25 protein-coding genes and 1 tRNA gene are annotated in these 24,546 nt (G+C 67.3%); 19 read left to right on the top strand and 7 right to left on the bottom strand.

Translation table 11 applies throughout. The features are described 5' to 3' along the window. Positions 1-5 precede the first annotated feature (5 nt). On the top strand, positions 6-1,358 hold the full coding sequence (locus tag MRBLWO13_RS15800) for an alpha-L-fucosidase (RefSeq protein WP_341975042.1): 1,353 nt from the start codon (positions 6-8) through the stop codon (positions 1,356-1,358). 72 nt (positions 1,359-1,430) lie between these two features. Here the strand turns inward: MRBLWO13_RS15800 and MRBLWO13_RS15795 are convergent, their stop codons facing one another. Beyond that, entirely contained in the window at positions 1,431-2,375 is a 945-nt protein-coding gene (locus MRBLWO13_RS15795) for a hypothetical protein (protein ID WP_341975041.1), read from the bottom strand. A 55-nt stretch (positions 2,376-2,430) separates the two neighbouring features. Between MRBLWO13_RS15795 and MRBLWO13_RS15790 the strand changes: the two genes are divergently transcribed. From MRBLWO13_RS15790 to MRBLWO13_RS15775, 4 genes are all read left to right on the top strand, one after another. Further along, entirely contained in the window at positions 2,431-2,895 is a 465-nt protein-coding gene (locus MRBLWO13_RS15790) for a hypothetical protein (protein WP_341975040.1), read from the top strand. Beyond that, positions 2,892-3,254 carry a hypothetical protein gene (locus tag MRBLWO13_RS15785; protein ID WP_341975039.1) on the top strand — a complete coding sequence of 121 codons (363 nt, stop codon included), beginning with the start codon at positions 2,892-2,894 and terminating at the stop codon, positions 3,252-3,254. Before MRBLWO13_RS15790 ends, MRBLWO13_RS15785 begins: the two co-directional genes overlap by 4 nt. 121 nt (positions 3,255-3,375) lie before the next feature. Then, positions 3,376-4,980, top strand: a complete 1,605-nt coding sequence (serA, locus tag MRBLWO13_RS15780; RefSeq protein ID WP_341975038.1) for a phosphoglycerate dehydrogenase — start codon at positions 3,376-3,378, stop codon at positions 4,978-4,980. Positions 4,981-4,999: 19 nt separating this feature from the next. After that, positions 5,000-5,461: a DUF2867 domain-containing protein gene (locus tag MRBLWO13_RS15775; RefSeq protein ID WP_341975037.1), complete on the top strand. Its 462-nt coding sequence runs from the start codon at positions 5,000-5,002 to the stop codon at positions 5,459-5,461. A gap of 5 nt (positions 5,462-5,466) precedes the next feature. On the opposite strand, the gene MRBLWO13_RS15770 is transcribed toward MRBLWO13_RS15775, so the two are convergent. After that, positions 5,467-6,009: a TetR/AcrR family transcriptional regulator gene (locus MRBLWO13_RS15770; protein WP_341975036.1), complete on the bottom strand. Its 543-nt coding sequence runs from the start codon at positions 6,007-6,009 to the stop codon at positions 5,467-5,469. Positions 6,010-6,106: 97 nt separating this feature from the next. Here MRBLWO13_RS15770 and MRBLWO13_RS15765 point away from each other — a divergent pair, with 97 nt between their 5' ends. From MRBLWO13_RS15765 to MRBLWO13_RS15720, 10 genes are all read left to right on the top strand, one after another. After that, positions 6,107-7,654: an MFS transporter gene (locus MRBLWO13_RS15765; RefSeq protein WP_341975035.1), complete on the top strand. Its 1,548-nt coding sequence runs from the start codon at positions 6,107-6,109 to the stop codon at positions 7,652-7,654. Positions 7,655-7,718: 64 nt separating this feature from the next. Further along, complete coding sequence (locus MRBLWO13_RS15760) at positions 7,719-8,765, top strand: 3-isopropylmalate dehydrogenase (protein ID WP_341975034.1); 1,047 nt, start codon at positions 7,719-7,721, stop codon at positions 8,763-8,765. A gap of 93 nt (positions 8,766-8,858) precedes the next feature. Next, the gene (locus MRBLWO13_RS15755; protein ID WP_341975033.1) at positions 8,859-9,959 is read left to right on the top strand and encodes a branched-chain amino acid aminotransferase; all 1,101 of its coding nucleotides are present in this window, start codon (positions 8,859-8,861) and stop codon (positions 9,957-9,959) included. A gap of 17 nt (positions 9,960-9,976) precedes the next feature. Further along, positions 9,977-10,753 (top strand): fumarylacetoacetate hydrolase family protein, encoded by a 777-nt coding sequence (locus MRBLWO13_RS15750; protein ID WP_341975032.1) that lies wholly within the window; start codon positions 9,977-9,979, stop codon positions 10,751-10,753. Next, positions 10,750-12,009, top strand: coding sequence for an MFS transporter (locus MRBLWO13_RS15745; RefSeq protein WP_341975031.1), 1,260 nt, complete (start codon positions 10,750-10,752; stop codon positions 12,007-12,009). The genes MRBLWO13_RS15750 and MRBLWO13_RS15745 overlap by 4 nt, the downstream gene beginning before the upstream one ends. Next, entirely contained in the window at positions 12,006-12,770 is a 765-nt protein-coding gene (locus tag MRBLWO13_RS15740) for a class I SAM-dependent methyltransferase (protein WP_341975030.1), read from the top strand. Before MRBLWO13_RS15745 ends, MRBLWO13_RS15740 begins: the two co-directional genes overlap by 4 nt. 58 nt (positions 12,771-12,828) lie before the next feature. Next, entirely contained in the window at positions 12,829-14,334 is a 1,506-nt protein-coding gene (gene gltX / locus MRBLWO13_RS15735; protein WP_341975029.1) for a glutamate--tRNA ligase, read from the top strand. Positions 14,335-14,430: 96 nt separating this feature from the next. Beyond that, a tRNA-Gln gene (locus MRBLWO13_RS15730) sits at positions 14,431-14,502 on the top strand. Positions 14,503-14,668: 166 nt separating this feature from the next. Beyond that, the gene (locus tag MRBLWO13_RS15725) at positions 14,669-15,814 is read left to right on the top strand and encodes a lytic polysaccharide monooxygenase (protein WP_341975028.1); all 1,146 of its coding nucleotides are present in this window, start codon (positions 14,669-14,671) and stop codon (positions 15,812-15,814) included. A 124-nt stretch (positions 15,815-15,938) separates the two neighbouring features. Then, a complete protein-coding gene (locus tag MRBLWO13_RS15720) occupies positions 15,939-16,349 on the top strand; it encodes a hypothetical protein (protein WP_341975027.1) in 411 nt (136 codons plus the stop codon). 15 nt (positions 16,350-16,364) lie between these two features. Here the strand turns inward: MRBLWO13_RS15720 and MRBLWO13_RS15715 are convergent, their stop codons facing one another. After that, positions 16,365-17,156, bottom strand: coding sequence for a hypothetical protein (locus MRBLWO13_RS15715; RefSeq protein ID WP_341975026.1), 792 nt, complete (start codon positions 17,154-17,156; stop codon positions 16,365-16,367). Positions 17,157-17,212: 56 nt separating this feature from the next. On the opposite strand from MRBLWO13_RS15715, the gene MRBLWO13_RS15710 reads away from it, so the two are divergent. Both MRBLWO13_RS15710 and MRBLWO13_RS15705 read left to right on the top strand, forming a co-directional pair. Continuing rightward, positions 17,213-17,611: a VOC family protein gene (locus MRBLWO13_RS15710; RefSeq protein WP_341975025.1), complete on the top strand. Its 399-nt coding sequence runs from the start codon at positions 17,213-17,215 to the stop codon at positions 17,609-17,611. A gap of 63 nt (positions 17,612-17,674) precedes the next feature. Then, positions 17,675-18,943, top strand: coding sequence for an MFS transporter (locus tag MRBLWO13_RS15705; RefSeq protein ID WP_341978441.1), 1,269 nt, complete (start codon positions 17,675-17,677; stop codon positions 18,941-18,943). Between the two features lie 9 nt (positions 18,944-18,952). Here the strand turns inward: MRBLWO13_RS15705 and MRBLWO13_RS15700 are convergent, their stop codons facing one another. Further along, positions 18,953-19,135, bottom strand: coding sequence for a DUF1918 domain-containing protein (locus MRBLWO13_RS15700; protein WP_341975024.1), 183 nt, complete (start codon positions 19,133-19,135; stop codon positions 18,953-18,955). Positions 19,136-19,256: 121 nt separating this feature from the next. Continuing rightward, positions 19,257-19,628 (bottom strand): hypothetical protein, encoded by a 372-nt coding sequence (locus MRBLWO13_RS15695; RefSeq protein ID WP_341975023.1) that lies wholly within the window; start codon positions 19,626-19,628, stop codon positions 19,257-19,259. A 212-nt stretch (positions 19,629-19,840) separates the two neighbouring features. Here MRBLWO13_RS15695 and MRBLWO13_RS15690 point away from each other — a divergent pair, with 212 nt between their 5' ends. Further along, positions 19,841-20,806, top strand: coding sequence for a DNA topoisomerase IB (locus MRBLWO13_RS15690; RefSeq protein ID WP_341975022.1), 966 nt, complete (start codon positions 19,841-19,843; stop codon positions 20,804-20,806). Positions 20,807-20,867: 61 nt separating this feature from the next. Beyond that, positions 20,868-23,348: an aminopeptidase N gene (gene pepN / locus MRBLWO13_RS15685; protein ID WP_341975021.1), complete on the top strand. Its 2,481-nt coding sequence runs from the start codon at positions 20,868-20,870 to the stop codon at positions 23,346-23,348. Here pepN and MRBLWO13_RS15680 read toward each other — a convergent pair. Both MRBLWO13_RS15680 and MRBLWO13_RS15675 read right to left on the bottom strand, forming a co-directional pair. Further along, positions 23,326-23,883: a GNAT family N-acetyltransferase gene (locus tag MRBLWO13_RS15680; protein ID WP_341975020.1), complete on the bottom strand. Its 558-nt coding sequence runs from the start codon at positions 23,881-23,883 to the stop codon at positions 23,326-23,328. The two genes, pepN and MRBLWO13_RS15680, sit on opposite strands and share 23 nt — an antisense overlap. After that, complete coding sequence (locus MRBLWO13_RS15675) at positions 23,883-24,521, bottom strand: MBL fold metallo-hydrolase (RefSeq protein ID WP_341975019.1); 639 nt, start codon at positions 24,519-24,521, stop codon at positions 23,883-23,885. The genes MRBLWO13_RS15680 and MRBLWO13_RS15675 overlap by 1 nt, the downstream gene beginning before the upstream one ends. Positions 24,522-24,546: the final 25 nt, after the last annotated feature.

The raw sequence follows: 24,546 nt of genomic DNA, 5'->3' as shown, positions 1-24,546 counted from the left end.
ACCGCATGATGAACTTCGAGAAGCGCACCGGTCCGGACTTCGGCGCGGCCGCGCCGACCTATCCGACGAACGGCGTGCCGGACTGGTACCGCGACGCGAAGCTCGGCTTCTTCGTGCACTGGGGCCTGTACTCGGTGCCCGCCTGGGCCGTGCAGCACGGTGACGGCGTGAACATCCCGACTGAGGATGCGTACGCCTGGCATCAGTACGCGGAGTGGTACGGCAACACCGTCCGCATCGCAGGCAGCCCCACCTGGGAGCGCCACCAGCGTCTGTACGGCCCCGGTACGTCATACGAGGATCTCGCCGATCGATGGGACGCCTCGGCATTCGACGCCGACGCTTTTGTCGGCGAGCTGGTGGATGCCGGAGCGCAGTACATCGTCCCGACGACGAAGCACCACGAGGGGTTCTGTCTCTGGGGCACCGGGACGACCGGATTCAATGCGGTCGCCCGCGGTCCCCGCCGGGATCTGATCGCGGAGTTCCACGATGCCACCCGTCGCGCGGGGGCCAAGTTCGGCGTCTACTATTCAGGGGCTCTGGACTGGCACGTGAGTGACTTCCCGGCCATCGAGTCCGACACGGACCTCTTTCGATATCGCCGTACCGACGAGCATTTCGCCCGCTATTCGGCGGCGCAGCTCGAGGAGCTCGTCGAGCGCTTCTCGCCGGATCTCCTGTGGAACGACATCGAGTGGCCGGACGGCGGCAAAGGGCCGGAGGCCTACGGCGTGGCCGCGTTCCTGTCGAGATACTTCGACGCGGTGCCGGGCGGCGTCGTCAACGACCGCTGGGGAGTGCCGTACCACGGGTTCCTCACGCGTGAATACACGGACATCCCCGACATCATCTCCGAGCCGTGGGAGTCCACGCGAGGACTCGGGTACTCCTTCGGGTACAACCAGGACGAGGACGCCAGGCATTCGCTCTCCGGAGCAGCGCTGGTGCGTCTCCTCGTGGATGTCGTCGCGAAGAACGGAAACCTGCTGATCAATGTGGGACCGGCTGCAGACGGATCGATCCCGGAGCTGCAGCGCGACGCGATGCGCGAACTCGGCGCGTGGCTGCGTGTGAACGGCGACGCGATCTACGGCACGCGGCCGTGGATCCGGATGGGGGAGCAGGCCGGGGTGCCGGTGCGGTACACCCGTTCGGCAGACGGCGTGCATCTCCACACGCTCGACCCGAGCGTCGGTACGGTTGCCCTGCCCGCGGAGTTCGGAGATGTCGAAATGCGCTGGCGGGACGGAACCCCCGCGCGCGCGGAGCGGGACGCGCACGGTATCCGGTCCGTCGAGGTTCCCGTTGGTCTGCGCGGAGAACCGGTCGCCGTGCTCACCGCATCCGGGATCTGACGCCCGTGAGAACGGAGGAGGCCCGGTGCACGTGCACCGGGCCTCCTCCGTTCTCAGCTGGTCAAGAGCGGATCACTCCGACGGCGCCTCTTCGACCTCGATCGGAGCGTCGGCCGCGTCCGCCCAGACGGGCGCGGGCAGCAGCGTGTCGGTCGAACCGTCGCGGATGGCGCGGAGCGCCTCGACGATCTCGCTCGAGTTCTCCGGCACAGCCAGTCCGCAGGTCTTCAACTCTGATGCGAACTCGAGCGTCAGGCGGGTCTTGCCTGCTTCGACCGCCTCAGCGGTGGTGCCGGTGCGCTTCTCGCTGCCGGTCTGGATGTCCGAGACCTCGTCGCACACGTGGTAGACGGCGCCGCCGTCGACCCAGACGACTTCGTCCTTGCCGAGCAGCTGGATCACGGTGGACTGGTCTGCCGTGTATTTCTCCACCGACGGCGGGTTGAAGTCGATCCCGAGCACGACGGCGAGAGCGGCCAGGACGATACCGACGATGCCGGCCGTCGTCTTCTGCCCCTTGTCCATGTCCTTGTTCAGGAAGATGAGGATGATGAGCGGCACGAACGCGATGATGGCGATGATCGCACCGAGCTGGTTCTGCACGAAGAATCGCACGGTGTCGGACTTTCTCGCGGGATCGAGGCGATTCGCCTTCTTCCAGAGGAAGGACCCGGTGATCGCCAGCGCGGCGATGACGACGAGCAGCACGAGGAGAGCGATGAACGCCCACTGCGGGAACTGTGCGGTGACGCCCTGCTCCTCGAGGAGCCCGGTGTCGGGGTCGCGGACGAGCGCGCCGTCCTCGCCGACGAAGACGCGCTGGCGCAGCAGCCAGAAGATGCCGACGGCCTCTCCGGCGATCGCGAGGACCCACAGGACCACGGCGATCCAACGGAAGGTCACCGCCTTCGACTTCGCCTCCGGAGTCGGCTTCCAGTTCGCCGGCGGGTCGACGACTCCGCCGTCGCTCGACACGGTCTGATCGTCACGGACGACCTTCTTCTTGCTCTCAGCCACGGTGCCTCCCCGATCGTTACAGCGCCGAGCTTAGTGGAAGCCCTACGCTGTCCTCATGACATCCGACTCCGATTCCGACGACGCGTTGGGCTGGGCGGGCGACGAGCAATCGCCGAAGAGCGACCCCTCGCTTCCGCACGGCTGGAATGCCGTGGGCAAGGGCAGCGCAAAGGTGGGGCGGATCAAAGCGGACGGGACCGTCACGCCGGCGGATGCGCCCGCGCCGATGAGTACGGCGATGCTCGTGACGCTCGGCATCGTCGGGGGCATCTACCTGCTGTACACCGTCGGGTGGGTCATCGGAGGATTGCGGCTCAAGCCGCTGACGGCCCTGATCGTCGCTGACGCGATGTTCGTGCCGTGGTTCGTGCTGGCGATCGCCGCACCCGCTCTCTGGTTCCTGACGTCCTGGATCCTCACGCGCGGCCGTGCGACGTGGATCCGGCTGCTCGTCCTTCTTGTCGGCGTGGTGCTGCTGGTGCCATGGCCCTTCGTGACGGTGGGGGTGATCGGGTCGTGAGTGCTGCAGGAGATTCCGTGCCGGAGTCGGTCGGTGGGAACGGGGCTCCGCGCTGGCTGACCTGGACCGTCATCGGCGCGGCCGGTTTGTTCTACGCATACGCCGTCTGGAACGCCGTCGCGCATCTGGTCTCGTTCCTGCCGAGCGGTCTCACCGCGATCGGCTGGGTGACGTTCCTGTTCGGTGTGGTGTTCCCGATCATCGTGTTCGTGCTCGCCCTCGCGCTCGGACGGCGCCGCAACGCCGGAGAGCTCGCGCTGCTCCTGCTCACCGGACTCGGTGTGGTGGCCGTTTTCTGGCTGAGTCTTCTCGGATACAGCGTGCTGAACATGGACGAACTGGTGACCGTCGCGCGCTGACGCCGAACGTCACACGTCGGGGCGCGCTGAACCGCTCCGGTACAGTTGAAACCGATCGCGCCCCCACGGTGTGCGGCGCATCGGCCCCTCCCGCCTGTCGCGCTGCCCCGAAGGATCCACTGTGCCGAAGCCCGTTGTGCTCATCGCCGAAGAACTCTCTCCCGCCACGATCGAGGCCCTGGGCCCGGACTTCGAGGTCCGCAACGTCGACGGCACCGACCGCGCGGCGCTGTTCTCCGCGTTGGCAGAGTCGGACGCAGTGCTCGTCCGCTCAGCGACGAAGATCGATGAGGAGGCGCTCAGCCACGCGCCGAAGCTCAAGGTCGTCGCCCGTGCCGGCGTCGGTCTCGACAACGTCGACATCAAGGCGGCCACCACTGCCGGTGTGATGGTCGTCAACGCCCCGACCTCGAACATCGTCTCCGCCGCCGAGCTCACCGTCGGCCACATCCTCAGCCTCGCCCGTCGCATTCCCGCGGCGCACGCGTCGCTGTCGGCCGGGGCCTGGAAGCGCAGCTCCTTCACCGGCGCCGAACTCTTCGAGAAGACCGTCGGCATCATCGGCCTCGGCCGCATCGGCGCCCTCGTCGCGGCCCGCCTCGCCGCCTTCGACATGCGCGTCGTCGCCTACGACCCCTATGTCACCTCCGCACGCGCCCAGCAGCTCGGCGTGCAGCTGCTCTCGCTGGACGAGCTCGTCGCGGAGTCGGACTTCATCACGATCCACATGCCGAAGACCCCGGAGACCACCGGCATGCTCGGCGCTGAGCAGTTCAAGGCGATGAAGCCCTCCGCGTTCGTCGTGAACGTCGCCCGCGGCGGCCTGATCGATGAGGTCGCACTGCACGAGGCACTGGTCGCCGGCGAGATCGCCGGCGCCGGACTCGACGTCTTCACCTCAGAGCCCCCCGCCGAGGGCGGCTCCGCGCGCGCACTGCTCGATCTGCCGAACGTCGTGGTCACCCCGCACCTCGGCGCAAGCACCGAGGAGGCGCAGGAGAAGGCCGGCGTCTCGGTCGCCCGCTCCGTGCGCCTGGCGCTCGGTGGAGACCTGGTGCCGGATGCCGTGAACGTCGCCGGCGGTGTCATCGACCCGTACGTGCGCCCCGGTATCTCCCTCGTCGACAAGCTCGGTCAGATCTTCGCCGCTCTCGCGACTTCGCCGCTGACGAGCCTCGACGTCGAGGTGCACGGTGAGCTCAACGACTACGACGTCAGCGTGCTCAAGCTCGCCGCGCTCAAGGGCGTCTTCACGAACATCGTCAGCGAGACGGTCTCGTACGTGAACGCACCTCTGCTCGCTGAGCAGCGGGGCGTCGCCGTCCGTCTCATCCAGGACGACGTGAGCGACGAGTACCGCAACGTCATCACGCTGCGCGGCGCCCTCTCCGATGGCTCGCAGCTGTCGGTGTCCGGCACGCTGACCGGACCGAAGCAGATCGAGAAGCTCGTCGGCATCAACGACCACGCCGTCGAACTCCCGATCGAGAAGCACCACGTCGTGATGCTGTACACGGACCGCCCCGGAATCGTCGCCGTCTACGGGCAGAAGTTCGGCCAGGCCGGCATCAACATCGCTGGTATGCAGATCGCGCGTCAGGCCGCCGGTGCGCAGGCGCTCAGCATCCTCACCTTGGACTCGCCGGTCTCCGACGATCTGCTCGACGACGTCTCGAGCGCGATCGACGCCGACCTGTTCCGTCAGATCGAGATCACCGAGGCGTGACGCGGGGGAGGGCGAGCATATGAACCGCGAGCCCTCTTTCGTCAGCCTCGCCTTCGGTGACGGCAGGTTCGATCACGGAGACGTCTTCTTCGTCTCGATCCCGCCGCAGGCGCCGAGCGATCCTCGCCTCTGGGCGGAGACGATGTTCTCGCCGTCCTCGGTGCCGCGCGCCGTGCAGGGACTGTTCGCCGTGCGGATGCTCTTCGCTTCGCTGCTCGGCCTCCGACCAGCTCCGTCGGGTGTCTTCGACGTGCGCGAGGTGGTCGGCGACGAAGCCCTGATGGCGTTCGACGATGAACACCTGGATTTCCGATGCGCCGTCGGAGTGGACGTGCATTCCGGGATCGTCAGGGTGACCACGGTGGTCCGGCTGCACGGGTGGCGCGGGCGGTTGTACTTCACTCCGGTGAGCCTGCTGCATCCGCTGATCGTGCAGTCGATGCTCCGTCGAACCAGACGGGTTCTCGTGCGGGGGAGGTGAGCGCCTCAGGCGGTTGCCCGCAGCACCAGCTCGATGAGGTCTCGGAGCTCGTCGCCGTTCGGAATGAGTCGCTCGGGCCCGTGCACGTCGAGCGAGTTGTTGAAGTAGAGACCGTCGCTGACGAGCATCACGAGATCAAGACTCGCGTCGTCGCGCACATGGGGCCGGATCTGATCCGCCCAACGTCTGCGGACGTTTCTGAGTGCGTCTGCTGCCGCCGATGATCCGGCCTGAGCCAGCCGAGAAGCGGCGATGAGGGCCCGATCGAGCGCGTCATCCTCCATCACCGAGGTCCGCACGTAGTACGCGACCGGGCCTTCTGCGGCGGACGACATGCGCTCCAGGTCCGCCGTCGTCAGTGCATCCAGGCGCTCGAGCATCCCGGCGACGAGTTCGTCCTTCGAGCCGAAATGGTAGAGCAGGCCGCCCTTGGAGACACCCGCTGCCTTGGCCGTGGCATCCAGTGTGGCTGAGCGCTCTCCATCGGCGATGACGAGCGCCTCGAAGGCATCGAGGACACGTTCACGTGCGAGCGGCGGTCGGGGCATCGGGGTCCTGTTCTCGGGAAAAATTCTGCCGATTCTGTTACTGTACCATCTGGACGGTTTAGTAACGGGTCGTCCAAAAGATACTGAGAGGTGTTCCATGACGCGCACAGCGTCGATTCCCACGATCGATAACCATATCGAGACGGATGCGCCGCGAGCCGGCGCGCGCGGCTGGGCGGCACTCGTCGTCCTTATGCTGCCGGTTCTGCTGGTCTCGGTGGACAATACGGTGCTGAGCTTCGCGCTGCCCGAGATCTCCATCGCGCTCGGACCCACCGGAGCCGAGCAGCTGTGGATCATCGACGCCTATCCGCTCGTGCTGGCAGGTCTCCTGGTCACGATGGGCACGCTCGGCGACAGGTTCGGACGTCGACGGATGCTGCTCATCGGCGCGACCGGCTTCGCCGCCGTGTCTGCGCTGGCCGCCTTCGCCCCCACAGCGGGGCTGCTGATCGCCGCTCGTGCCCTCCTCGGGTTCTTCGGCGCGATGCTGATGCCCTCGACGCTTTCCCTCCTGCGTTCGATCTTCAAGAACCGCGATCAGCGCCGCCTGGCGATCGCCGTCTGGGCATCCGCGTTCTCGGCCGGTGCCGCGCTCGGTCCGATCGTCGGCGGCTTCCTCCTCGAGCACTACGGCTGGGGATCGGTGTTCCTCATCGCGGTCCCCGTGCTCATCCCGCTGCTCATCGCGGCACCCCTGCTCGTCCCCGAGAGCCGCGACCCGAATCCGGGCCGGATCGATCCGATCAGCATCCTGCTCTCGATGGGCGCGATGATTCCGATCGTCTACGCGATCAAGTCGCTCGCCGTCGAGGGACCGACCGTGCTCGCCGCCGTCTGGACCCTGCTCGGCATCCTGCTGGGCGCCCTGTTCGTGCGGCGCCAGCTGCGCACGGACGTTCCGATGCTCGACATGGCTCTGTTCCGCCGGGGCTCGTTCTCCGGCGCGATCCTGGTGAATCTGCTCAGTGTCGTCGCCCTGGTCGGCTTCCTCTACTTCGTCTCCCAGCACCTGCAGCTCGTGCTGGGTCTGTCGCCCATGACGGCGGGCTTCGCACTCGTGCCCGGGATGGTCGCCATGATCATCGCAGGGCTCTCCGTCGTGCCCATCTCACGGCGGGTGCCTCCGCATGTGCTGGTCCCGTCGGCGCTGGTGTTCTCGGTCGCCGGATATCTGATCGTCGCGTTCACCACTCACGAGCACGGCGTGCTGCCCCTCGTCGTGGCCTTCGTGGTGCTCGGGATCGGGATCGGCGCCGCGGAGACCATCTCGAACGAGTTGATCCTCTCCAGTGCGCCTGCCGAGAAGGCGGGAGCCGCGAGCGCCGTCTCCGAGACGGCGTACGAGCTCGGCGCTGTCCTCGGCACGGCCGTGCTCGGCGGGATCATCACCGCGTTCTACCGTGGAGCGCTGGTGATCCCCGATGGTCTGCCGCAGGATGCGGTGGATGCCGCGCGGGAGACGCTCGCCGGCGCGTACACGGCCGCTCAGGAACTCCCGGCGCAGCTCGGCGACTCCCTCTGGAACGCGGCAGCCGCGGCGTTCGGATCCGGAGTGACGGTGACGTCGCTGATCGGGGCCGGGCTCGTCGTGGCAGCCGGCGTGATCGCCGCCGTCACACTGCGCTCGGGGCGTATGCACTGACCAGTACGCTGGATGCACGCCCGCGCCGCGTCGGATCGCGGGCGATCCCGATGCAAGGAGTGTCATGTCGCGTGTCGTGAAGCTGGCCGTCATCCCGGGTGACGGCATCGGCCCCGAGGTCGTCGCCGAAGCCGAGAAGGTGCTCGATGCCGTCACCGCAGGCAGCGGCGTCAGCTTCGACAAGACCCGCTTCTCGCTGGGCGCTGCGCGCTTCCTCGAGACCGGCGACACCCTGACGGACGATGATCTCGAAGCCATCGCCGCGCACGACGCGATCTTGCTGGGGGCCGTCGGCGGCACCCCGGGCGACCCCCGGCTGAAGGACGCCAACATCGAGCGCGGCCTGCTTCTGAAGCTGCGCTTCACGCTCGACCACTATGTGAATCTGCGTCCTTCGAAGCTGTTCCTCGGGGCTCCCGGGCCCCTCGCGAACCCCGGAGCGATCGATTTCGTCGTCGTCCGGGAGGGCACAGAAGGACCGTACGTCGGCAACGGGGGCGCGATCCGCAAGGGAACGCCCCATGAGGTCGCGAACGAGACCTCGGTGAACACGGCATTCGGCGTCGAGCGGGTCGTCCGCTACGCGTTCGACCTCGCCGAGCGTCGACGCAAGAAGATCACCCTCGTGCACAAGACCAACGTCCTGGTGCACGCCGGGGGCATCTGGCAGCGCGTCGTGAACGAGGTCGCCGCCGAGCATCCGGATGTCACTGTCGACTACCTGCACGTGGATGCGGCGACGATCTTCCTCGTGACCGACCCCTCTCGGTTCGACGTCATCGTCACGGACAACCTGTTCGGCGACATCCTCACGGACCTCGCCGGAGCGGTCACCGGAGGCATCGGCCTCGCTGCCTCCGGGAACATCAACCCCGACGGCGCGTTCCCGTCGATGTTCGAGCCCGTGCACGGTTCGGCTCCCGACATCGCGGGGCAGCAGAAGGCGGACCCGACGGCGGCGATCCTCTCGATCGCGCTGCTGCTCGACCACCTCGGTCTCGTGGAGGAGTCCCTGCGGGTCAGCGAGGCCGTCGAGGCCGATATCGCCGCACGCGACGGCGCGCCGCGCACCACGGCGGACATCGGTTCCGCGATCACTGCTCTGCTCTGACCAACTGGTTCTGAACGGCGGCGCGCATCCGCGGTTCGGGCGTAGGCTGAAACGGCGCGACGGAGCGCCCACCCACAAGGAATGGATGACGACATGACGACCATCGACGCAGAGGCGGCCGTGGCCCCGCTGGAGTTCACTGTGATGAAGAACCTGCAGGCAGCGGCGCCTGCACGTCTCGCTGAGGTGCTGGAGAATCCGGGCTTCGGCGTCAACTTCACCGATCACATGGTCGACATCTGCTGGTCCACCAAGGGGGGATGGCACCGTCCGCGCGTGCAGCCGTACGGCCCGATCGCGCTCGATCCCGCCGCATCCGTGCTCCACTACGCGCAGGAGATCTTCGAGGGCATCAAGGCCTACCGTCACGCCGACGGCTCGATCCACACGTTCCGCCCCGACCGGAACGCGGCTCGGCTGCAGGCGAGCGCGCGTCGTCTGGCTCTGCCCGAGCTGCCGACCGAGTACTTCATCCAGTCGCTGCGCGAGCTCATCGCCGTCGACGGCCGCTGGGTGCCTTCCGGCGCTGACCAGAGCCTGTACCTGCGGCCCTTCATGTTCGCGAAAGAGGCCTTCCTCGGTGTTCGCGCCGCGCAGAAGGTCGCCTACTACGTGATCGCCAGCCCGGCCGGCGCGTACTTCTCCGGCGGCGTCAAGCCCGTGCGCATCTGGCTCTCCGAGGACTACGCCCGCGCGGGCCGCGGTGGCACAGGCAAGGCCAAGACCGGCGGCAACTACGCGTCCAGTCTGCTGCCGCAGGCCGAGGCGAGTGCCAAGGGCTGCGACCAGGTCGTCTTCCTCAACGAGGAACGCAATGTCGAAGAGCTCGGTGGCATGAACGTCGTGTTCGTGTTCAAGGACGGCCGCGTCGTGACCCCGCAGTCCGACAGCATCCTCGAGGGCATCACGCGCGACTCGCTGCTGCAGCTCGCCGAGGACCGCGGATACACGGTCGAGCGCCGGCCGATCTCGATCGACGAGTGGCGTCAGGGCGTGGCATCGGGCGACATCGTCGAGGTGTTCGCCTGTGGCACGGCCGCCGTGGTCACCCCGATCGGCGCGCTCGTCAACGATGACTTCGAGGATGTGCAGCCGATCGGCGAGCTCGCACTCTCGCTGCGCGAAGAGCTCACCGACATCCAGTACGGCCGCCGCGAGGACCGGCACGGCTGGCTGGTCCGTCTGGACGCCTGAGGTTCTAGGCTGGACGGGTGAAGATCGCTCGGTTCAGCCACAATGACGCCATCACCTACGGAATCCTCGACGAGAAGGATCTGGTCGTCCTCGCCGGCGACCCCCTGTTCGCCGGATACGAGACGACGGGCGAACGCGTGCCGCTCGCGGACGCGGTGCTGCTCGCACCGGTCATCCCTCGGTCGAAGGTCGTCTGCGTCGGCAAGAACTATCACGACCACGCCGCCGAGATGGGGGGAGTAGCGCCGGAGGAACCGTTGCTGTTCCTCAAGCCGAACACCGCGGTGATCGGCCCCGGCGACACCATCGTGCGCCCGACCCTCTCGGAGCGCACCGAGTACGAGGGTGAGCTCGCGGTGGTGATCGGACGCATCGCCAAGAACGTCAAGGCGGCGGATGCCCTGGACTACGTGCTCGGCTACACGATCGGCAACGACGTGACGGCGCGCGACCTCCAGCGTAAAGACGGCCAGTGGTCGCGGGCGAAGGGCTTCGACACGTTCTGCCCGCTCGGCCCCGTGATCGAGACCGACTTCGATCCGGCATCCGCCACGATCGAGACCAGGGTGAACGGTGAAGTGCGCCAGCACGCGCCGCTCACCGACATGATCCACTCGATTCCGGCGATCATCGAGTACGCCTCGGCAGTCTTCACCCTGCTTCCCGGCGATGTCATCCTCACCGGAACGCCCGCAGGTGTGGGTATTTTCGAGGCGGGCGATACCGTCGAGGTCGAGATCACCGGCCTGGGCATCCTGCGCAATTCCGTGCGCGACGCGCTTCCCGCGTCATGACCGTCGTCGCGCTGACGGCACAGCAGCAAGCGGCCGTGCAGCGCCGCACGGTGCTGGTGCTGTCGATGGGCCAGGTGCTCGGCGGCATCGCCTTCGGCGCCACCGTCTCGCTGGGCGCGCTCCTGGCCGCGGATATCTCGGGCGATGACGCGTTGTCCGGGTTGGCCACAGCGTCGGTGACTCTCGGAGCGGCGCTGTGCGCCATTCCGTTGGCGAAGCTTGCCGCCCGCGTCGGGCGCCGCCGTGCGCTCACGCTCGGGAACGTCTTCGCGCTCGTCGGAATCGCCGTCGTGATCCTCGCAGCGGGCCTGCGCGTGTTCCCGTTGCTGCTCGTCGGCATCCTGCTGATCGGCGCCGGCAACGCCGGAAACCTCCAGTCGCGCTTCGCCGCCACAGACCTCGCGGCACCCGTGCATCGAGGCAGGGACCTGTCGGTCGTGGTGTGGGCGACGACGGTCGGTGGTGTCGCAGGTCCGCTGCTGCTCGGGCCGGGCGAGATCGTGGGCAAGGCGATCGGGATGCCGCCGCTGACCGGGTCGTACGTGTTCTCGTTCGTGGCGCAGTGCGCCGCCCTGCTGCTGTACATCATCGCGTTGCGCCCGGACCCGCTCCTGGCGGCTCAGCGCATCGCGAAGGCCGCAGCCGAGGCCACCGGCCAGGAGCGCGCCGACCGCCCTCTCGCCGCGCGCTATGCCATCTTCGCCGTCGCCGGATCGCACGTCGTGATGGCGTCGGTGATGGCGATGACGCCGGTGCATCTGGCGCATATGGCGCACGGCGCGCAGGGCGGGCATGCCTCGTCGGCAGACGTCTCGCTGCTCGTGGGCGTGACGATCGCGATGCACGTCGCCGGTATGTATGCGCTCTCGCCGGTGTTCGGCATCCTCGCCGACCGGTGGGGTCGCCTGCGCGTGGTGCTCTTCGGTCAGGTGTTGCTGGCCGGCGCGCTGGGCTTCGCGATCTTCGCGAACTCTTCGCCGGCCGGCGTGATGATCGCGCTCGTCCTGCTCGGGCTCGGCTGGAGTGCCGCTACCGTCGCCGGCGCGGCGCTGCTGACCGAAGCGAGCGCGCCGGACGTGCGCACGGCGCGCCAGGGGCGCAGTGACTCACTGATGAGCCTGTCCGCCGCGGCCGGAGCGGTGCTCGCCGGTGTGATCCTCTCCAACTTCCAGTACGCCGGACTCGGCACGGCGGCGTTCGCGATCGTGATCGCGATCGTCGCCCTTTCACCGCTCGCTCGGAGGGGCATGCGATGAAGCCGTGGGCGGGCGTCGGTGAGGCGTATGCGTCGTCCTATGCGGCACTCTGCGCCGGAACCACGGATGCTCTCGCCGCAGAACTCGGACCGGCATCCGGCCGTTCGCTGCTGGACGTCGGCTCAGGAACCGGAATGGTCGCCGCGCGCTTCGCAGCGGACGGGTGGGACGTGACCGGTTGCGAACCGGAAGCGACGATGCGTGCGGTCGCCGCACGAGAGCATCCGAGACTCGCCGTCATCGCCGGATCCCTCCCTGACCTGCCGTTCGACGAGGCCGCCTTCGACGCCGTCATCGCGAACTTCGTCCTCAACCATGTCCACGATCCACGACAGTCGGCACGAGAACTCGCGCGAGTGAGTGCGGAACGGGTGGCGGCGACGATCTGGCTGGTTTCGCCATCCTGGTTGTGGCACGAAGTCTGTGCACGCGCCGGCCTTGAACCTGTCGCGGGGGAGCGGCTCGCGCCGGACAAGGATTTCGAGCGCACCGCGGAGGGGTTCGCCGGAATGCTCCGCGACGCCGGTTGGCGCGACGTCCTCGTGTCGGAGCTCAGCTGGACGTGGCACGCCGAACCGGCCGCGCTGTGGGCGTCGGCCGAAGGCGGTGTGGCGTCTGCCGGCGCGTTCTACCTGAGTCTTGACGAGGCAGGCCGTGACGACTTCCGTCGTGCTTTCGATGACGTGTGCGCCGATCGCTCCGTCGACGGGGCCCTCGCCCTCCCACATACTGCCGCCATCGCGTCCGGCCGGCGCGGCTGAGGCGGACGGGGCAGTGACGGATCGGTGCAGTATCAGCGCGCCGTAGGATTGGAGGGCTATGGCTACCCCTCACCCCCTCACCACGACCGCAAGCGGCGCTGACGTCCGCGTTCGCTTCTGCCCTTCGCCGACCGGCCTGCCGCACGTCGGCATGGTGCGCACCGCTCTGTACAACTGGGCCTACGCCCGTCACAACGGCGGCAAGATGATCTTCCGCATCGAGGACACCGATGCTGCCCGCGACAGCGAAGAGAGCTTCCGCCAGCTCGTCGATGCGCTCACCTGGCTCAAGATCGACTGGGATGAGGGCGTCGAGATCGGCGGCCCGCATGCGCCGTACCGGCAGTCGCAGCGCCACGATATCTACCAGGGCGTGATCGACAAGCTCGTCGCGTCGGGTGCTCTGTACGAGAGCTACTCGAACGCGGAAGAGATCGACGCCCGCAACGAAGCGAACGGGCGGGCCAAGCAGCTCGGCTACGACAACTTCGACCGCGAGCTCACCGATGAGCAGAAGGCAGCGTTCCGCGCCGATGGGCGTCAGCCCGCGCTGCGACTGCGGGTGCCCGACGAGGACTTGACGTACGTCGACCTCATTCGCGGCGAGGTGACATTCCCGGCAGGATCGTTCCCCGATTTCGTCGTCGTCCGCCCGAACGGCGTGCCGCTGTACACCTTCGTCAACCCCGTCGACGATGCGCTGATGGGCATCACGCACGTGCTGCGCGGCGAGGATCTGATGCCGTCGACCGCCCGCCAGCTCGCGCTGTACGCTGCGCTGATCGACGCCGACGTCACCACTTTCGTGCCGCGCTTCGCCCACATGCCGCTGGTGCTGGGGGAGACCGGCAACAAGAAGCTCTCCAAGCGCGACCCGCAGGCCGACCTCTTCCTGCACCGGGAGCGCGGCTTCATCCACGAGGGCCTGCTGAACTACCTGGCGCTGCTGGGCTGGTCGATCGGCCACGACCGCGACGTCTTCTCGCTCGAGGAGTTCACTGCCGCGTTCGACATCGTGAATGTGAACCCGAATCCGGCGCGCTTCGACCAGAAGAAGGCCGAGTCGATCAACGGAGACCATATCCGGATGCTCGACGTGAAGGACTTCGCCGAACGGAGCATCCCGTACCTTGCTGCGGCCGGCCTGTTCGATGAGCCGACCCATGAGCAGCTGGTTCTCGCCTTCCGTGCCGCACCGCTGGTGCAGGAGCGCGTACAGCTTCTCGGCGAGGTGCCGGGGATGCTCGGCTTCCTCTTCACCGACGAGATCTCGTACGAGGCGGATGCGCTGAAGGGACTGCCGGCGAACGCCGCGGAGGTGCTGGAAGCGTGCGTCGCCGCCCTCGAGCCTTTGACGGACTTCACGCCGGCGGCGATCCAGGATGCTCTCGCCAGCGCACTGGTCGAGAAGCTCGAGCTCAAGCCTCGCGTCGCCTACGGTCCGCCGCGTGTGGCGATCACGGGGCGCCGCATCTCGCCGCCGCTTTTCGAGTCGATGGAGCTGATCGGCAAGGACGAGTCACTGCGACGCCTCCGGGCCCTCGCGGAGCTCCGAAAGGACTGACGACGCGCCCGAGCGGGCGGCCGACCGGGCTGTTTTGGTGTTCCGGCCGCCGCTCGGGTAAGCTTGACTCTTGGTGCGAGGCCCTGGTTTCGCCCTTGGGGTATGGTGTAATTGGCAACACGGCGGTTTCTGGTTCCGTTGTTCTTGGTTCGAGTCCAGGTACCCCAGCAAGATTGAAACCCCCGCTCAGGCGGGGGTTTTCTTGTTCTCGGATCCCTTCATCTCGGATGACGTGGTTATCCACAATGTCGGCGTGCCCCGGCGTGGAGTAGCGTCACCTCCGATCCAGAGATGCCGTTTCGAGTGGCGGCGTCCTCGAGAAAGGGAATCCACCATGAGTGCTGCGAAGACCCGAAATCCGATTCACAGGAGAAACACGGCGAAGAGCGTCGTCGCACTCCTGGTCGCAGGTGCGCTCGTCATCGGCGGCACGTCCGCCGCGCAGGCGCACGGGTGGGTCGGTGGAGCCGGCAGCGAGCTCACGGCGCGTGCGGCATTCACCGCGAACACGAACCTCGGCGCGGTTCAGTACGAGCCGCAGAGCCTCGAGGGGACCGGTGGGTTCCCGGTGACCGGACCGGCCGATGGTCAGATCGCTTCAGCGGGCAATTCGCGCTTCGGAGAGCTCGACGCTCAGAGCGCGACGCGATGGGCGAAGAACAACGTCACGCCCGGCTCGCACGTGTTCGGCTGGACCTACACGGCGCCGCACCCGGCGGCGGAATGGCGCTACTACATCACGAAGGTCGGCTGGAACCCGAACGGTCCGCTCGACCGTGGCGACTTCGAACTTCTCACGGTGGTCCCGCACAACGGCACAGCAGCGAACACGAACCCCGCGCACACGATCACGATCCCGTCCGACCACACCGGTTACCACGTCATCCTCGCGGTGTGGGAGATCGCCGACACGGCCAACGCCTTCTACAACGTCATCGACGTCAATATTTCGGGCAGTGGGACCACGCCCACCCCGACGCCTACGCCGACTCCCACGCCGACACCGAGCCCCACGCCGACAACCGGGCCCGACGTCACGGCACCGACGACACCGACCGGGTTGCACAGCATGGCGACGAAGTCGACGAGCATCGACCTGATGTGGACAGCCTCGAGCGACAATCGTGGCGTCGTGGGCTACCGCATCGAGCGATCACTCGGCAACGGAGCCTTCCAGCAGATCGTTCAGGTCGCGGGCACCAGCCACATCGACACAGGGCTGTCGCCGTCGACTTCGTACCGCTATCGGGTGAGTGCGGTGGATGCCGCAGGCAACGCGTCACCAGCAAGCGCGGTGTTCTCGGTGACAACTGCGACGGAGACAGGCCCGCCGGTGCCGGTGTGGAGCCCTACAGGCACGTACACGAAGGGCGACGTCGTGACGTACAACGGCCTCCAGTTCGTCTGCCAGCAGAGTTACCAGGGCGTCGGTGACCCCAACTGGATCAACGCGCTCTCGTTGTGGAAACCGAAGGCATAACCCGCGGTGCTCGCTGGTCGCGGTGGGAACGCCCTCGTCCAAGTCGCCCCTGTGCGCGGACCGGTCGACGCGCTACATTCGCTCTGAGCGACTGCGCACGGCGGACGCACACTGGAGGTCTCCCGTGAAGTGGTTCGCGTCGTCGCCCTCGACTCGTCGTCCCTCGATGCTCGCGGCCGGGTTTCTCGCTGTAGGTCTCGCACTCACCGGATGCGCGGCACCGACCAGTGGCGACGGCGGTGGCAATGCGCTGCCGCCGGTCATCGCCGATCTGACGAAGATCGACGGCACGACGGTGACGGTCGTGGAAGGAAACGTCATCGATCTCGTCGGTGACGACGAGGACTACCTCGACTGGAAGGCCGAGATCGACGACGAGGCGATCGTCTCGTTCACGCCCGGCAAGGATGACGGCTCCGCCCAGTTCAATCCGGGCCTGACCGCGAAGAAGGTCGGCGAGACCGACGTGGTCCTCTCCAACGATGCCTCGGGCGATGAGGTCGCCTTCACCGTCGAGGTGACTCCGAAGAAGTAGCTCCGGTCGGAGTCGCTACTCGCACTCGCCGATGAAACCGAGATAGCAGACGGCTTCGTGCGTGACGGCGGGGCGGGCGTCGTTGTTCGATACCTCGCGCGTCGATACCTCTGCCGTCCGATGCAGGTGGCCGTAGGTGCCGAGCGTGGCGACGACGCCGTCAGTGCCGGCGGCCTTCATCTCGTCGATGGACGCGAGGTAGTCGTCGCAGAGCGCCGTTGCGGTCGCCGTGAGATCGACATCCGCGCACGCCGCGTTGTACTGGACGACCATCGCATTGGTGCAGTCCGCCCAGCCCTGGTCTACCCAGCACGGGTTCACGGTGTCCATGGTGACGTCGTACAGTCCGGTCTCGTACTCCTCGCTGTGGAATGTCTCCGGCTGCTCAGGAATGTCGATCTTCGTCCAATGCCGAGCCGTCGCGAACGCGGCGACGACGACGATCACGGCGATCAGGATCAAAGCTCCGAGTATCGACAGCAGTACCCAGAGCCCGGTGTTCTTCTTCCCGGGGGTGGATCCGGCCGCAGGCGTCGAGACCGGCGCCGGTGCGGCGTTCACGATCGTCGCCGGTGCAGCATTGCCGATCGGCGTCGGCAGCGGCATGGTCGGAAAGAAATCGTGGGCTCCTGCAGCCGCGAAGACCGGTTCCGGATTCGAGGCGAGCCAGTGCGCGTAGTGCGCCTGGGAAAGCTGCGCATCCGCATGGACGTGCTGCGCCTGGGCATCCGACATCCAGATGCCCAACGCGTCCCTCGTCTCGGCGTGCAGCAGAGCGGCATGGAACTCGTTGAATGACACCGGCATACTCGAGATGATCTCAGAAGCGGGCGGTAACGATCAATTCCGGAGGGTGGGCTCAGATGAACGAACGGGTGCTGCAGATGCGGCTGGTGGTCGAGGCGGCGGATTACGACGAGGCCGTCGCCTTCTATCGTGATGTGCTCGGCGCACCGGAGGAGCTGTTCGTCGACAGCGGGGATGGCGCTCGTGTGACGATCTTGGATGTCGGACGGGCAACGCTCGAGCTGAGCACCCCGGAGCAGGTCGACCTCATCGACGATGTCGAGGTCGGGCGCCGGGTGAGCCCGCGTCTGCGCGTGGCATTCGAGGTCGTCGATGCGGCCGCGATGACCGCAGACATGGAGGCGGCGGGGGCCGAGGTGATCGCGCCGCCGACGCGCACGCCGTGGGATTCGCTCAATGCTCGGCTCGACGCGCCGGGGGACTTGCAGATCACCGTGTTCGAGGAGAGTCGCTGACGTCGAGGCTGCCCGCACGACCCTGATGTCGGTGGCATCCGGAAGAATGATCGGGTGACCGGTATGAAGACGTTCTGGAATGCCCTGCCCACTGAAGGGCGATGGCTGCTGTCGACGGTCGCGATTCAGACGCTCGGCCGGGGGATGACCCTCCCGTTCACGATCATCTACTTCCATGAGGTCCGCGGCTTCGACCTCGGGCTCTCGGGCGCGCTGATGAGCCTCATCGCGATCACCGGCCTCATCGTCACCGGTCCGGGCGGGACCCTCATCGACCGTTATGGTGCCCGCAGAGTGCTGCTCGCGGGTCTCGTGGCGATGATCGCGGGATGCGCACTGCTGGCCTTCGCATCGCATCCGGCAGTCGCGGCCATCGCCGTCATCCTCATCGGCATCAACTTCGGGGTGTCCTGGCCCGGCTTCAACGCCCTCATCGCCACCGTGGTCGACGGAGAGGTTCGCCAGCAGTACTTCGGCGTCAACTTCGCGCTCGTGAACCTCGGAATCGGTGTCGGCGGCGTGATCGGCGGATTCTTCGTCGATGTGACCGATCCGGGTACCTTCACCACGATCTTCCTCATCGACGCCGTGAGCTGTCTCATCCCGCTGGCTCTGCTTCTCGGGCCGCTGCGCCACGTCCGCACGGAGTCGGACGTCGAAGAGGGCGCCCCACCCGCTGGCGGCTATCGAGAGATACTTCGGCGTCCGGTGGTGCTGTGGCTGACCGTTCTGACGTTCCTCGCCGTCTTCATCGGCTATGGGCAGATGGAGGCCGGATTCCCCGCCTTCGCACGTCAGGTGTCAGAGGTCTCGACGCGCGTGGTCGGACTGTCGTTCGCGGTGAACACCGCGGTCATCGTGCTGCTGCAGTTCGCCGTGCTCCGGTTCATCACCGGTAAGCGCCGCACCCGAGTCATGCAGGTGATGGCCCTGATCTGGGCCCTGTCGTGGCTGCTGCTCGGTGCGACCGGCTTCCTCCCGGATTCCCTGGCGGCGGCGATCGGAGTCCTCGCGTTCATGGGTGTCTTCGCGTTCGGCGAGACCATGCTGCAGCCGACCGTGCCCGCGATCTACAACGATCTCGCCTCCGACCGCACGCGCGGCCGGTACAACGCCATCAACTCGGCGGCGTTCCAGGGCGGTGCCATCACCGGTCCCCTCGCGGCCGGCTTGCTCCTGGGGGCGGGGCTGGATGGCTGGTTCATCGCTGTCATGGTCGCCGGCGCTCTAGGAGTCGGCGTGCTCGCGATCGTGCTCGAGCGCGTCGTTCCGGCGTCGGCGAACGGCGCCGAGCCGGAGACAACGCCGATCGCGGTCGACCAGGAGATGTAGACGTCGGGGCTAAGCCGGGACCACCCTGGCATCGGTGCCCGGGTATACCAGGCCCTCGTGGCCGTCGGTCCAGCGCACCAGATACGGCGGTGCGCCGTCTTCTCCTCGAACGTCGAGCACCTCAGCCTCACGGCGGTGCTCGGAGTCCGTGTGGCCCTCCACGATCAGACGATCGCCTGCCTTTGCCTTCATGATCCTCGCCTCCGCGATTTCGGCGAAACTGATGAATTCAGACTGCTCCGGATTCATTGACGGGACAAGGGGGCCTCATCACGATTCCTGGAGCGGCGGGTGGTCGGTGAGTCCACGGAGACTACAGAGAACCCGGCGCGCCCCACTGGAGGAGCACGCAGGCGATCATGCCGACCAGCGTGACTGCGGCCATGCTCAGGAAGCAGAAGGCCATCCGCTGCAACCGCTGTGGTCCGGGCGACGCAGCGAGACGCACAGTGACCATCGCCGCGTACAAGGCGACCATGAGCACGATCGTCGCGATCGCGACCATGCCCGCAGAACGTCCGGTCGCCACGATGCCGACAAGGGGGATCAGGCAGATCGCGGTGAAGACCGCACCCACGATGAGCCAGATCGCTCCCGACGACGTGCGCAGAGCCGGCTGATTTCGCACGCGCGACGGGTCGTCCGCCGAATCGCCGACGCGGCTCCGCACGGGACCCCGAACCATGATCGGTCTCCTTCCCCAGAATTCCATCCGAGCATCGTCCTTTCGACGACAAGCGAGAAGTCCCTGGACAACAGGCTCTCCCGGGTATAGGGCATCCCGCTTCTATCACCGGCTGCGAAGGAGTGCCACCCCCTTCCGCAGGAGAGCGCGACTCCCACATCCTGAGGCGACGCGTCGGCGGGCTGCTGACGCGCGAACTTGGAGGCTGAGGGATGGCATCGCTGATCCGTGTGGTTCCCGGCGAGCAGTCGGGATTTCGTCGGGTCCGGGCGGGCAGCGGATTCCGCTATCTCGACGAGACAGGAGCCCCCGTCGGGGACGGCGATCGCGAGCGCATCCGCGATCTGGTGATTCCCCCTGCGTGGGAGGACGTCTGGATCGCCGCAGAACCGCTCGCGCACATCCAGGCGGTCGGAACCGACGAGGCCGGACGTCGCCAATACCTCTACCATCCGCTCTGGCGCGCCCGTCGCGATCGACGCAAGTTCAGTCGCGCGCTCGCCCTCGCGAAGGCGTTGCCGGCAGCGCGTGCCCGGGTCACCCGGGGGTTGCGAGACGAGGAGGCATCCCGGGACCGGGTGCTCGCGACGGCATTCCGGTTGCTGGACGATGCGGCTCTCCGCATCGGCTCGGAGCGCTATCTCGTGCGGCACGGGAGCAGGGGACTGACGACATTGCGGCGGCGAGATGTGATGGTCGACGGATCGACGGTCGCACTCTCGTTTCCTGCGAAGAGCGGGCGACGCGCCGCCATCGAGATCACCGATTCTGTTCTCGCCGACGCGCTCACCGACCTTGCCGCCGGTCCTGGGCGAGCCCCCCTGCTCGCTTACAGGCGAGGGCGCCGCCGCGTCCGGATCACACCCGGTGAGGTCAACGCCTATCTCCGCGAAGTGACCGGAGGCTCGTTCACCGCGAAGGATTTCCGCACCCTGCACGGCACGATCCTCGCTGCCGACGCGTTGGCCCGCATCGGCGCACTCGACTCGGCGCGCGAACGTCGGCAGGCGGAGCGGATGGCCGTTCAGGCGACAGCTGCAGCGCTCGGCAACACCACGGCGGTCGCCCGCGGCAGCTACATCGATCCGCGGGTCTTCCGTCTGTACGCCCGCGGACGGATGCTCGATCTGACCGTCTCGCCGGAGACCGCGATCCGCCGGCTCTTCGAAGGCGAGTGAGACGGACGCCGGATACGCGCAGCAGTCCGAGTCGATCCCTCCGCCGTGAAACGATGGAGGCATGAACTCAGCGAACCTCACCAGGGAAGAGACCGCGGCGCGATCCGCAGCGGTCACCCTGCGCAGCATCCGGGTCGAACTGGACCTGACCGGAGCCCCGGAGCGATCCCGCACCGGCTTCCCGACGACGACCACGCTCGAGTTCGACAGCACCGTTGCTGCAACCTGGCTCGACTTCATCGGCGAGAGCGTCGACCGTGTCAGCGTCAACGGCGTCGATCAGAGCATCGACTACGACGGCGCGCGCATCGCACTGACCGGCCTCGAACAGCGCAACATCGTGCGCGTCGAGGCGATCGGGGCGTACAGCCGCTCCGGCGAAGGCCTGCACCGCTTTCACGACCCGGCCGACGACGCGACCTACCTCTACACGCAGTACGAGCCGGCGGACTCACGGCGGGTCATGGCCTGCTTCGAGCAGCCCGATCTGAAGGCGTCGTACACCTTCGTGGTCGATGCCCCCGCAGGATGGGAGGTGCTTTCCAACCAGTCGCCGGCGACAGTCGATCGCGGCGTCGGAGTGCAGCGCGTCGAGTTCGCGCCCACCCTTCCGATCTCCAGTTACATCACCGCCGTCGCCGCCGGGCCGTACGTCCGGGTCGAGGGGGAGTGGCGCCGTGACGAACAGCACATCGCGCTCGGCGTCTTCGCACGGCGATCGCTGGCACAGCACCTCGAGGCGGACGAGATCCTCGAGGTCACCGGGCAGGGTCTCGACTTCTTCACGGATGCCTTCGCCTACCCGTACCCGTGGGGAAAGTACGACCAGATCTTCGTACCCGAGTACAACCTGGGCGCGATGGAGAATCCAGGCCTCGTCACTTTCACCGAGGCCTATCTGTCCCGAGGCGCGGCGACCGACGCGCAGCGCGCCGGCCGGGCGAACACGATCCTGCACGAGATGGCGCACATGTGGTTCGGCGATCTCGTCACGATGCGCTGGTGGGACGACCTGTGGCTGAAGGAGTCCTTCGCCGACTACATGGGATCGCACGCCTCGGCAGCCGCCACCCGCTACACCGATGCCTGGGCGAAGTTCGCCGCGAACCGCAAGGCGTGGGCCTATCAGCAGGACCAGCTGCCGACGACGCATCCGATCGTCGCCGACATCATCGACCTCGAAGCTGCGAAGCTCAATTTCGACGGCATCACCTACGCCAAGGGCGCTGCCGTGCTGAAGCAGCTCGTCGCCTTCGTCGGCGACGACGCCTTCTTCGAGGGTGCCAGACGCTACTTCGCGACCCACGCATTCGGAAACACCACGTTGGAAGACCTGCTGACGGAGCTGAACGCCGTATCCGGGCGGGACATGCGCGCCTGGTCTCGTGCGTGGCTGGAGACGACGGGAATGTCCACGATCCGGCTGGAGACGGATGCGGCAGGGCAGCGGACGATCGTGCAGAGCGAACCGCGACCACACCGGCTGCGCGTCGGAATGTACGAGCGGACCGACGGGCGCGTCGTGCGGCGCGAACAGATCTCCATCGACATCACCGAAGAACGGACCCCGGTCGATCTCCCCGAGGCGGACCTCGTCATCGTCAACGATGACGACCTGACCTACGCGAAGGTGCGCCTCGATGAGCGTTCGCTGGCGTGCGTGGAAGAGTCCCTCTCCGACATCGAAGACCCGCTGGCGCGTGCCTTGGTCTGGTCGTCGCTGTGGAACGCCACTCGCGACGGGGAGCTGTCGGCCAGACGGTATCTCGCCGTCGTGCGCAACCACGCTCCGCGTGAATCCAGCATCGGTCTGCTCGTCGGAATCCTCGCCAACGCGGCGTTCGCTGTCCGCCACTTCGTCGCCGACGATGCGCGCGCCGACGAACAGCAGGCTTGGACGGCGGCGGCCTGGGCCGCACTGCAGGGCGCTGAGGCCAGGAGCGACGCTCAACTGTCGTGGGCACGCGCATATGCCTCCGCATCCGCGTACGACGGCACGCACAGCGGTGAGGTGCGCGCCCTCCTCGACGGGAGGGTGCCCGACGGCCTCACCGTCGATCCCGATCTGCGCTGGCAGCTGCTCACCGCACTCGCGACCACGGGGAATGCCACGGCGGAAGACATCTCGGACGAGCAGATGCGCGACGACACGGCAACCGGGCGCACGGCCGCGCGGCGCGCTCTCGCTGCACGCCCGGTGGCCGCCATCCGCGCGGCCGCTTGGGATGCGGCGTGGAACGACCTCACTCTGAGCAACGATCATCTGGACGCGGAGATCGCGGGGTTCCGTGCCGGTGGGAGCCGGGACCTGATCGCGGGATTCGACGAGGCCTACTTCTCGCTGATCGCCGAGGCCTGGCGCTCGCGCAGTATCGAACTGGCCCAGCGCCTCGTGGTCGGGATGTTCCCGGCTGCGGACTCGCTGGAACTCGTCGATGCCTGGCTCGAGGGCAACGCCTCAGCTCCGGCCGCCCTGCGTCGTCTGGTCATCGAGCAACGCGATCACCTGGCGCGCGATCTCAGGGTGCGGGCGGCGCACTGACGCTGGACGCCGGAGCGGCATCGACCTGCATGCCCATGACCGTGCGCACGATCCAGGGATGGGCGTGGTCGTCGGCGATGTGCGTCATGCCGAGCTTCTCGGCGACACCGCGGGACGCGTCGTTGTCGGGATGGATGATCGCGGTCAGCAGGGTGGGCGCGAATTCGCGGCGAACCAGATCGACACAGGCGCGAGCCGCCTCGGTCGCGAAGCCGCGACGCTGCATCGCTGCGCGCACTTGATACCCGACCTCGAGGAGAGGGACGCCATTGGCGGACTGCCAGGTGACGCCGCAGCCTCCGACGAACTCGCCATCGTGCGTCTCGATGATCCATAAGCCGTGACCGTCTTCGGCGTAGCGCTGCTGGTTCCGAGCGATCCAGTCGGCGCTCTCGTCCCGCGTCTTCGGTGCGGGATAGAAGGCCATGACCTCAGGGTCGCCGAGCATCGCGGCCATCGCGTCCAGATCCTCCGGCACCATCTCCCGGAATCGAAGCCGCGCGGTGGGTGCGGGAAGAAGCCGGCGGACCGGCATCAGAGGTCGATCGCTTCGCCGGGTTCCAGCGCGAAGAACTCGCCGGCTCCCTGTTCCGTCGCCCATTGCAGGCGCTGACGGTGCATGCCCTTGCCGATGACGGACAGCGTCATATCGTGGGTGCCGAACGCCCGGCGCGGCTGCACTGCGAGAACGAAATCCATCGCGTCGCCGATACGCAGCCAGGGCGCCCCCAGGGGCGCGGCGAGCGTGTCCACTTCGACATCGACGGGCACTGCGTAGGAGTCGCCGGGGTAGTAGAGCTTGTCGTTCACCAGAACGCCCAGGTTCTCGATCGTGGGAAGCGAGGAGTGGATGACCGCGTGCTCACCGCCGAAGAAGCGCAACGTGAAGTCTCCCGCCTCGACCGTGTCACCCGGTGCGACGACCGTGATCTCGTAGCCTTCGGCGGCGCGTGCAACACCTGCGGGCGCGAAGATCGGCGTGCCGGGCGCCACGCGCAGGATGCGGTCGAGATGCTCCGGCGTCCAGTGATCCGGATGCTCGTGCGTGATCACGACGCCCACGAGGGCGGTGAGATCATTCAGCGGGGTCGTGAACGAACCCGGGTCGATCAGCAGGGTCCCTCCGGCCTCGTCGATCCGGAGGCAGGCGTGTTCGAATTTCGTGACGCGCATGAGACGAGTCAACTCCGTCCCCGCG

The sequence above is a fragment of the Microbacterium sp. LWO13-1.2 genome (genome assembly GCF_038397725.1).
Lineage (GTDB): Bacteria > Actinomycetota > Actinomycetes > Actinomycetales > Microbacteriaceae > Microbacterium.
Note: the sequence above shows the minus strand (reverse complement) of the source record. Positions and strands in the feature narration are given on the sequence as shown.

What these genes read in the sequence shown, in the direction of transcription:
- MRBLWO13_RS15760 (WP_341975034.1), top strand. Translation starts at nt 7,719, where the DNA reads ATGTCGCGTGTCGTGAAGCTGGCCGTCATCCCGGGTGACGGCATCGGC.
- gltX (WP_341975029.1), top strand. Translation starts at nt 12,829, where the DNA reads ATGGCTACCCCTCACCCCCTCACCACGACCGCAAGCGGCGCTGACGTC.
- MRBLWO13_RS15690 (WP_341975022.1), top strand. Translation starts at nt 19,841, where the DNA reads ATGGCATCGCTGATCCGTGTGGTTCCCGGCGAGCAGTCGGGATTTCGT.
- MRBLWO13_RS15715 (WP_341975026.1), bottom strand. Translation starts at nt 17,156, where the DNA reads ATGCCGGTGTCATTCAACGAGTTCCATGCCGCTCTGCTGCACGCCGAG.
- MRBLWO13_RS15695 (WP_341975023.1), bottom strand. Translation starts at nt 19,628, where the DNA reads ATGGTTCGGGGTCCCGTGCGGAGCCGCGTCGGCGATTCGGCGGACGAC.
- MRBLWO13_RS15765 (WP_341975035.1), top strand. Translation starts at nt 6,107, where the DNA reads ATGACGCGCACAGCGTCGATTCCCACGATCGATAACCATATCGAGACG.
- MRBLWO13_RS15725 (WP_341975028.1), top strand. Translation starts at nt 14,669, where the DNA reads ATGAGTGCTGCGAAGACCCGAAATCCGATTCACAGGAGAAACACGGCG.
- MRBLWO13_RS15800 (WP_341975042.1), top strand. Translation starts at nt 6, where the DNA reads ATGATGAACTTCGAGAAGCGCACCGGTCCGGACTTCGGCGCGGCCGCG.
- MRBLWO13_RS15775 (WP_341975037.1), top strand. Translation starts at nt 5,000, where the DNA reads ATGAACCGCGAGCCCTCTTTCGTCAGCCTCGCCTTCGGTGACGGCAGG.
- pepN (WP_341975021.1), top strand. Translation starts at nt 20,868, where the DNA reads ATGAACTCAGCGAACCTCACCAGGGAAGAGACCGCGGCGCGATCCGCA.
- MRBLWO13_RS15740 (WP_341975030.1), top strand. Translation starts at nt 12,006, where the DNA reads ATGAAGCCGTGGGCGGGCGTCGGTGAGGCGTATGCGTCGTCCTATGCG.
- MRBLWO13_RS15700 (WP_341975024.1), bottom strand. Translation starts at nt 19,135, where the DNA reads ATGAAGGCAAAGGCAGGCGATCGTCTGATCGTGGAGGGCCACACGGAC.
- MRBLWO13_RS15755 (WP_341975033.1), top strand. Translation starts at nt 8,859, where the DNA reads ATGACGACCATCGACGCAGAGGCGGCCGTGGCCCCGCTGGAGTTCACT.
- MRBLWO13_RS15770 (WP_341975036.1), bottom strand. Translation starts at nt 6,009, where the DNA reads ATGCCCCGACCGCCGCTCGCACGTGAACGTGTCCTCGATGCCTTCGAG.
- MRBLWO13_RS15675 (WP_341975019.1), bottom strand. Translation starts at nt 24,521, where the DNA reads ATGCGCGTCACGAAATTCGAACACGCCTGCCTCCGGATCGACGAGGCC.
- MRBLWO13_RS15745 (WP_341975031.1), top strand. Translation starts at nt 10,750, where the DNA reads ATGACCGTCGTCGCGCTGACGGCACAGCAGCAAGCGGCCGTGCAGCGC.
- MRBLWO13_RS15705 (WP_341978441.1), top strand. Translation starts at nt 17,675, where the DNA reads ATGAAGACGTTCTGGAATGCCCTGCCCACTGAAGGGCGATGGCTGCTG.
- MRBLWO13_RS15680 (WP_341975020.1), bottom strand. Translation starts at nt 23,883, where the DNA reads ATGCCGGTCCGCCGGCTTCTTCCCGCACCCACCGCGCGGCTTCGATTC.
- MRBLWO13_RS15710 (WP_341975025.1), top strand. Translation starts at nt 17,213, where the DNA reads ATGAACGAACGGGTGCTGCAGATGCGGCTGGTGGTCGAGGCGGCGGAT.
- MRBLWO13_RS15790 (WP_341975040.1), top strand. Translation starts at nt 2,431, where the DNA reads ATGACATCCGACTCCGATTCCGACGACGCGTTGGGCTGGGCGGGCGAC.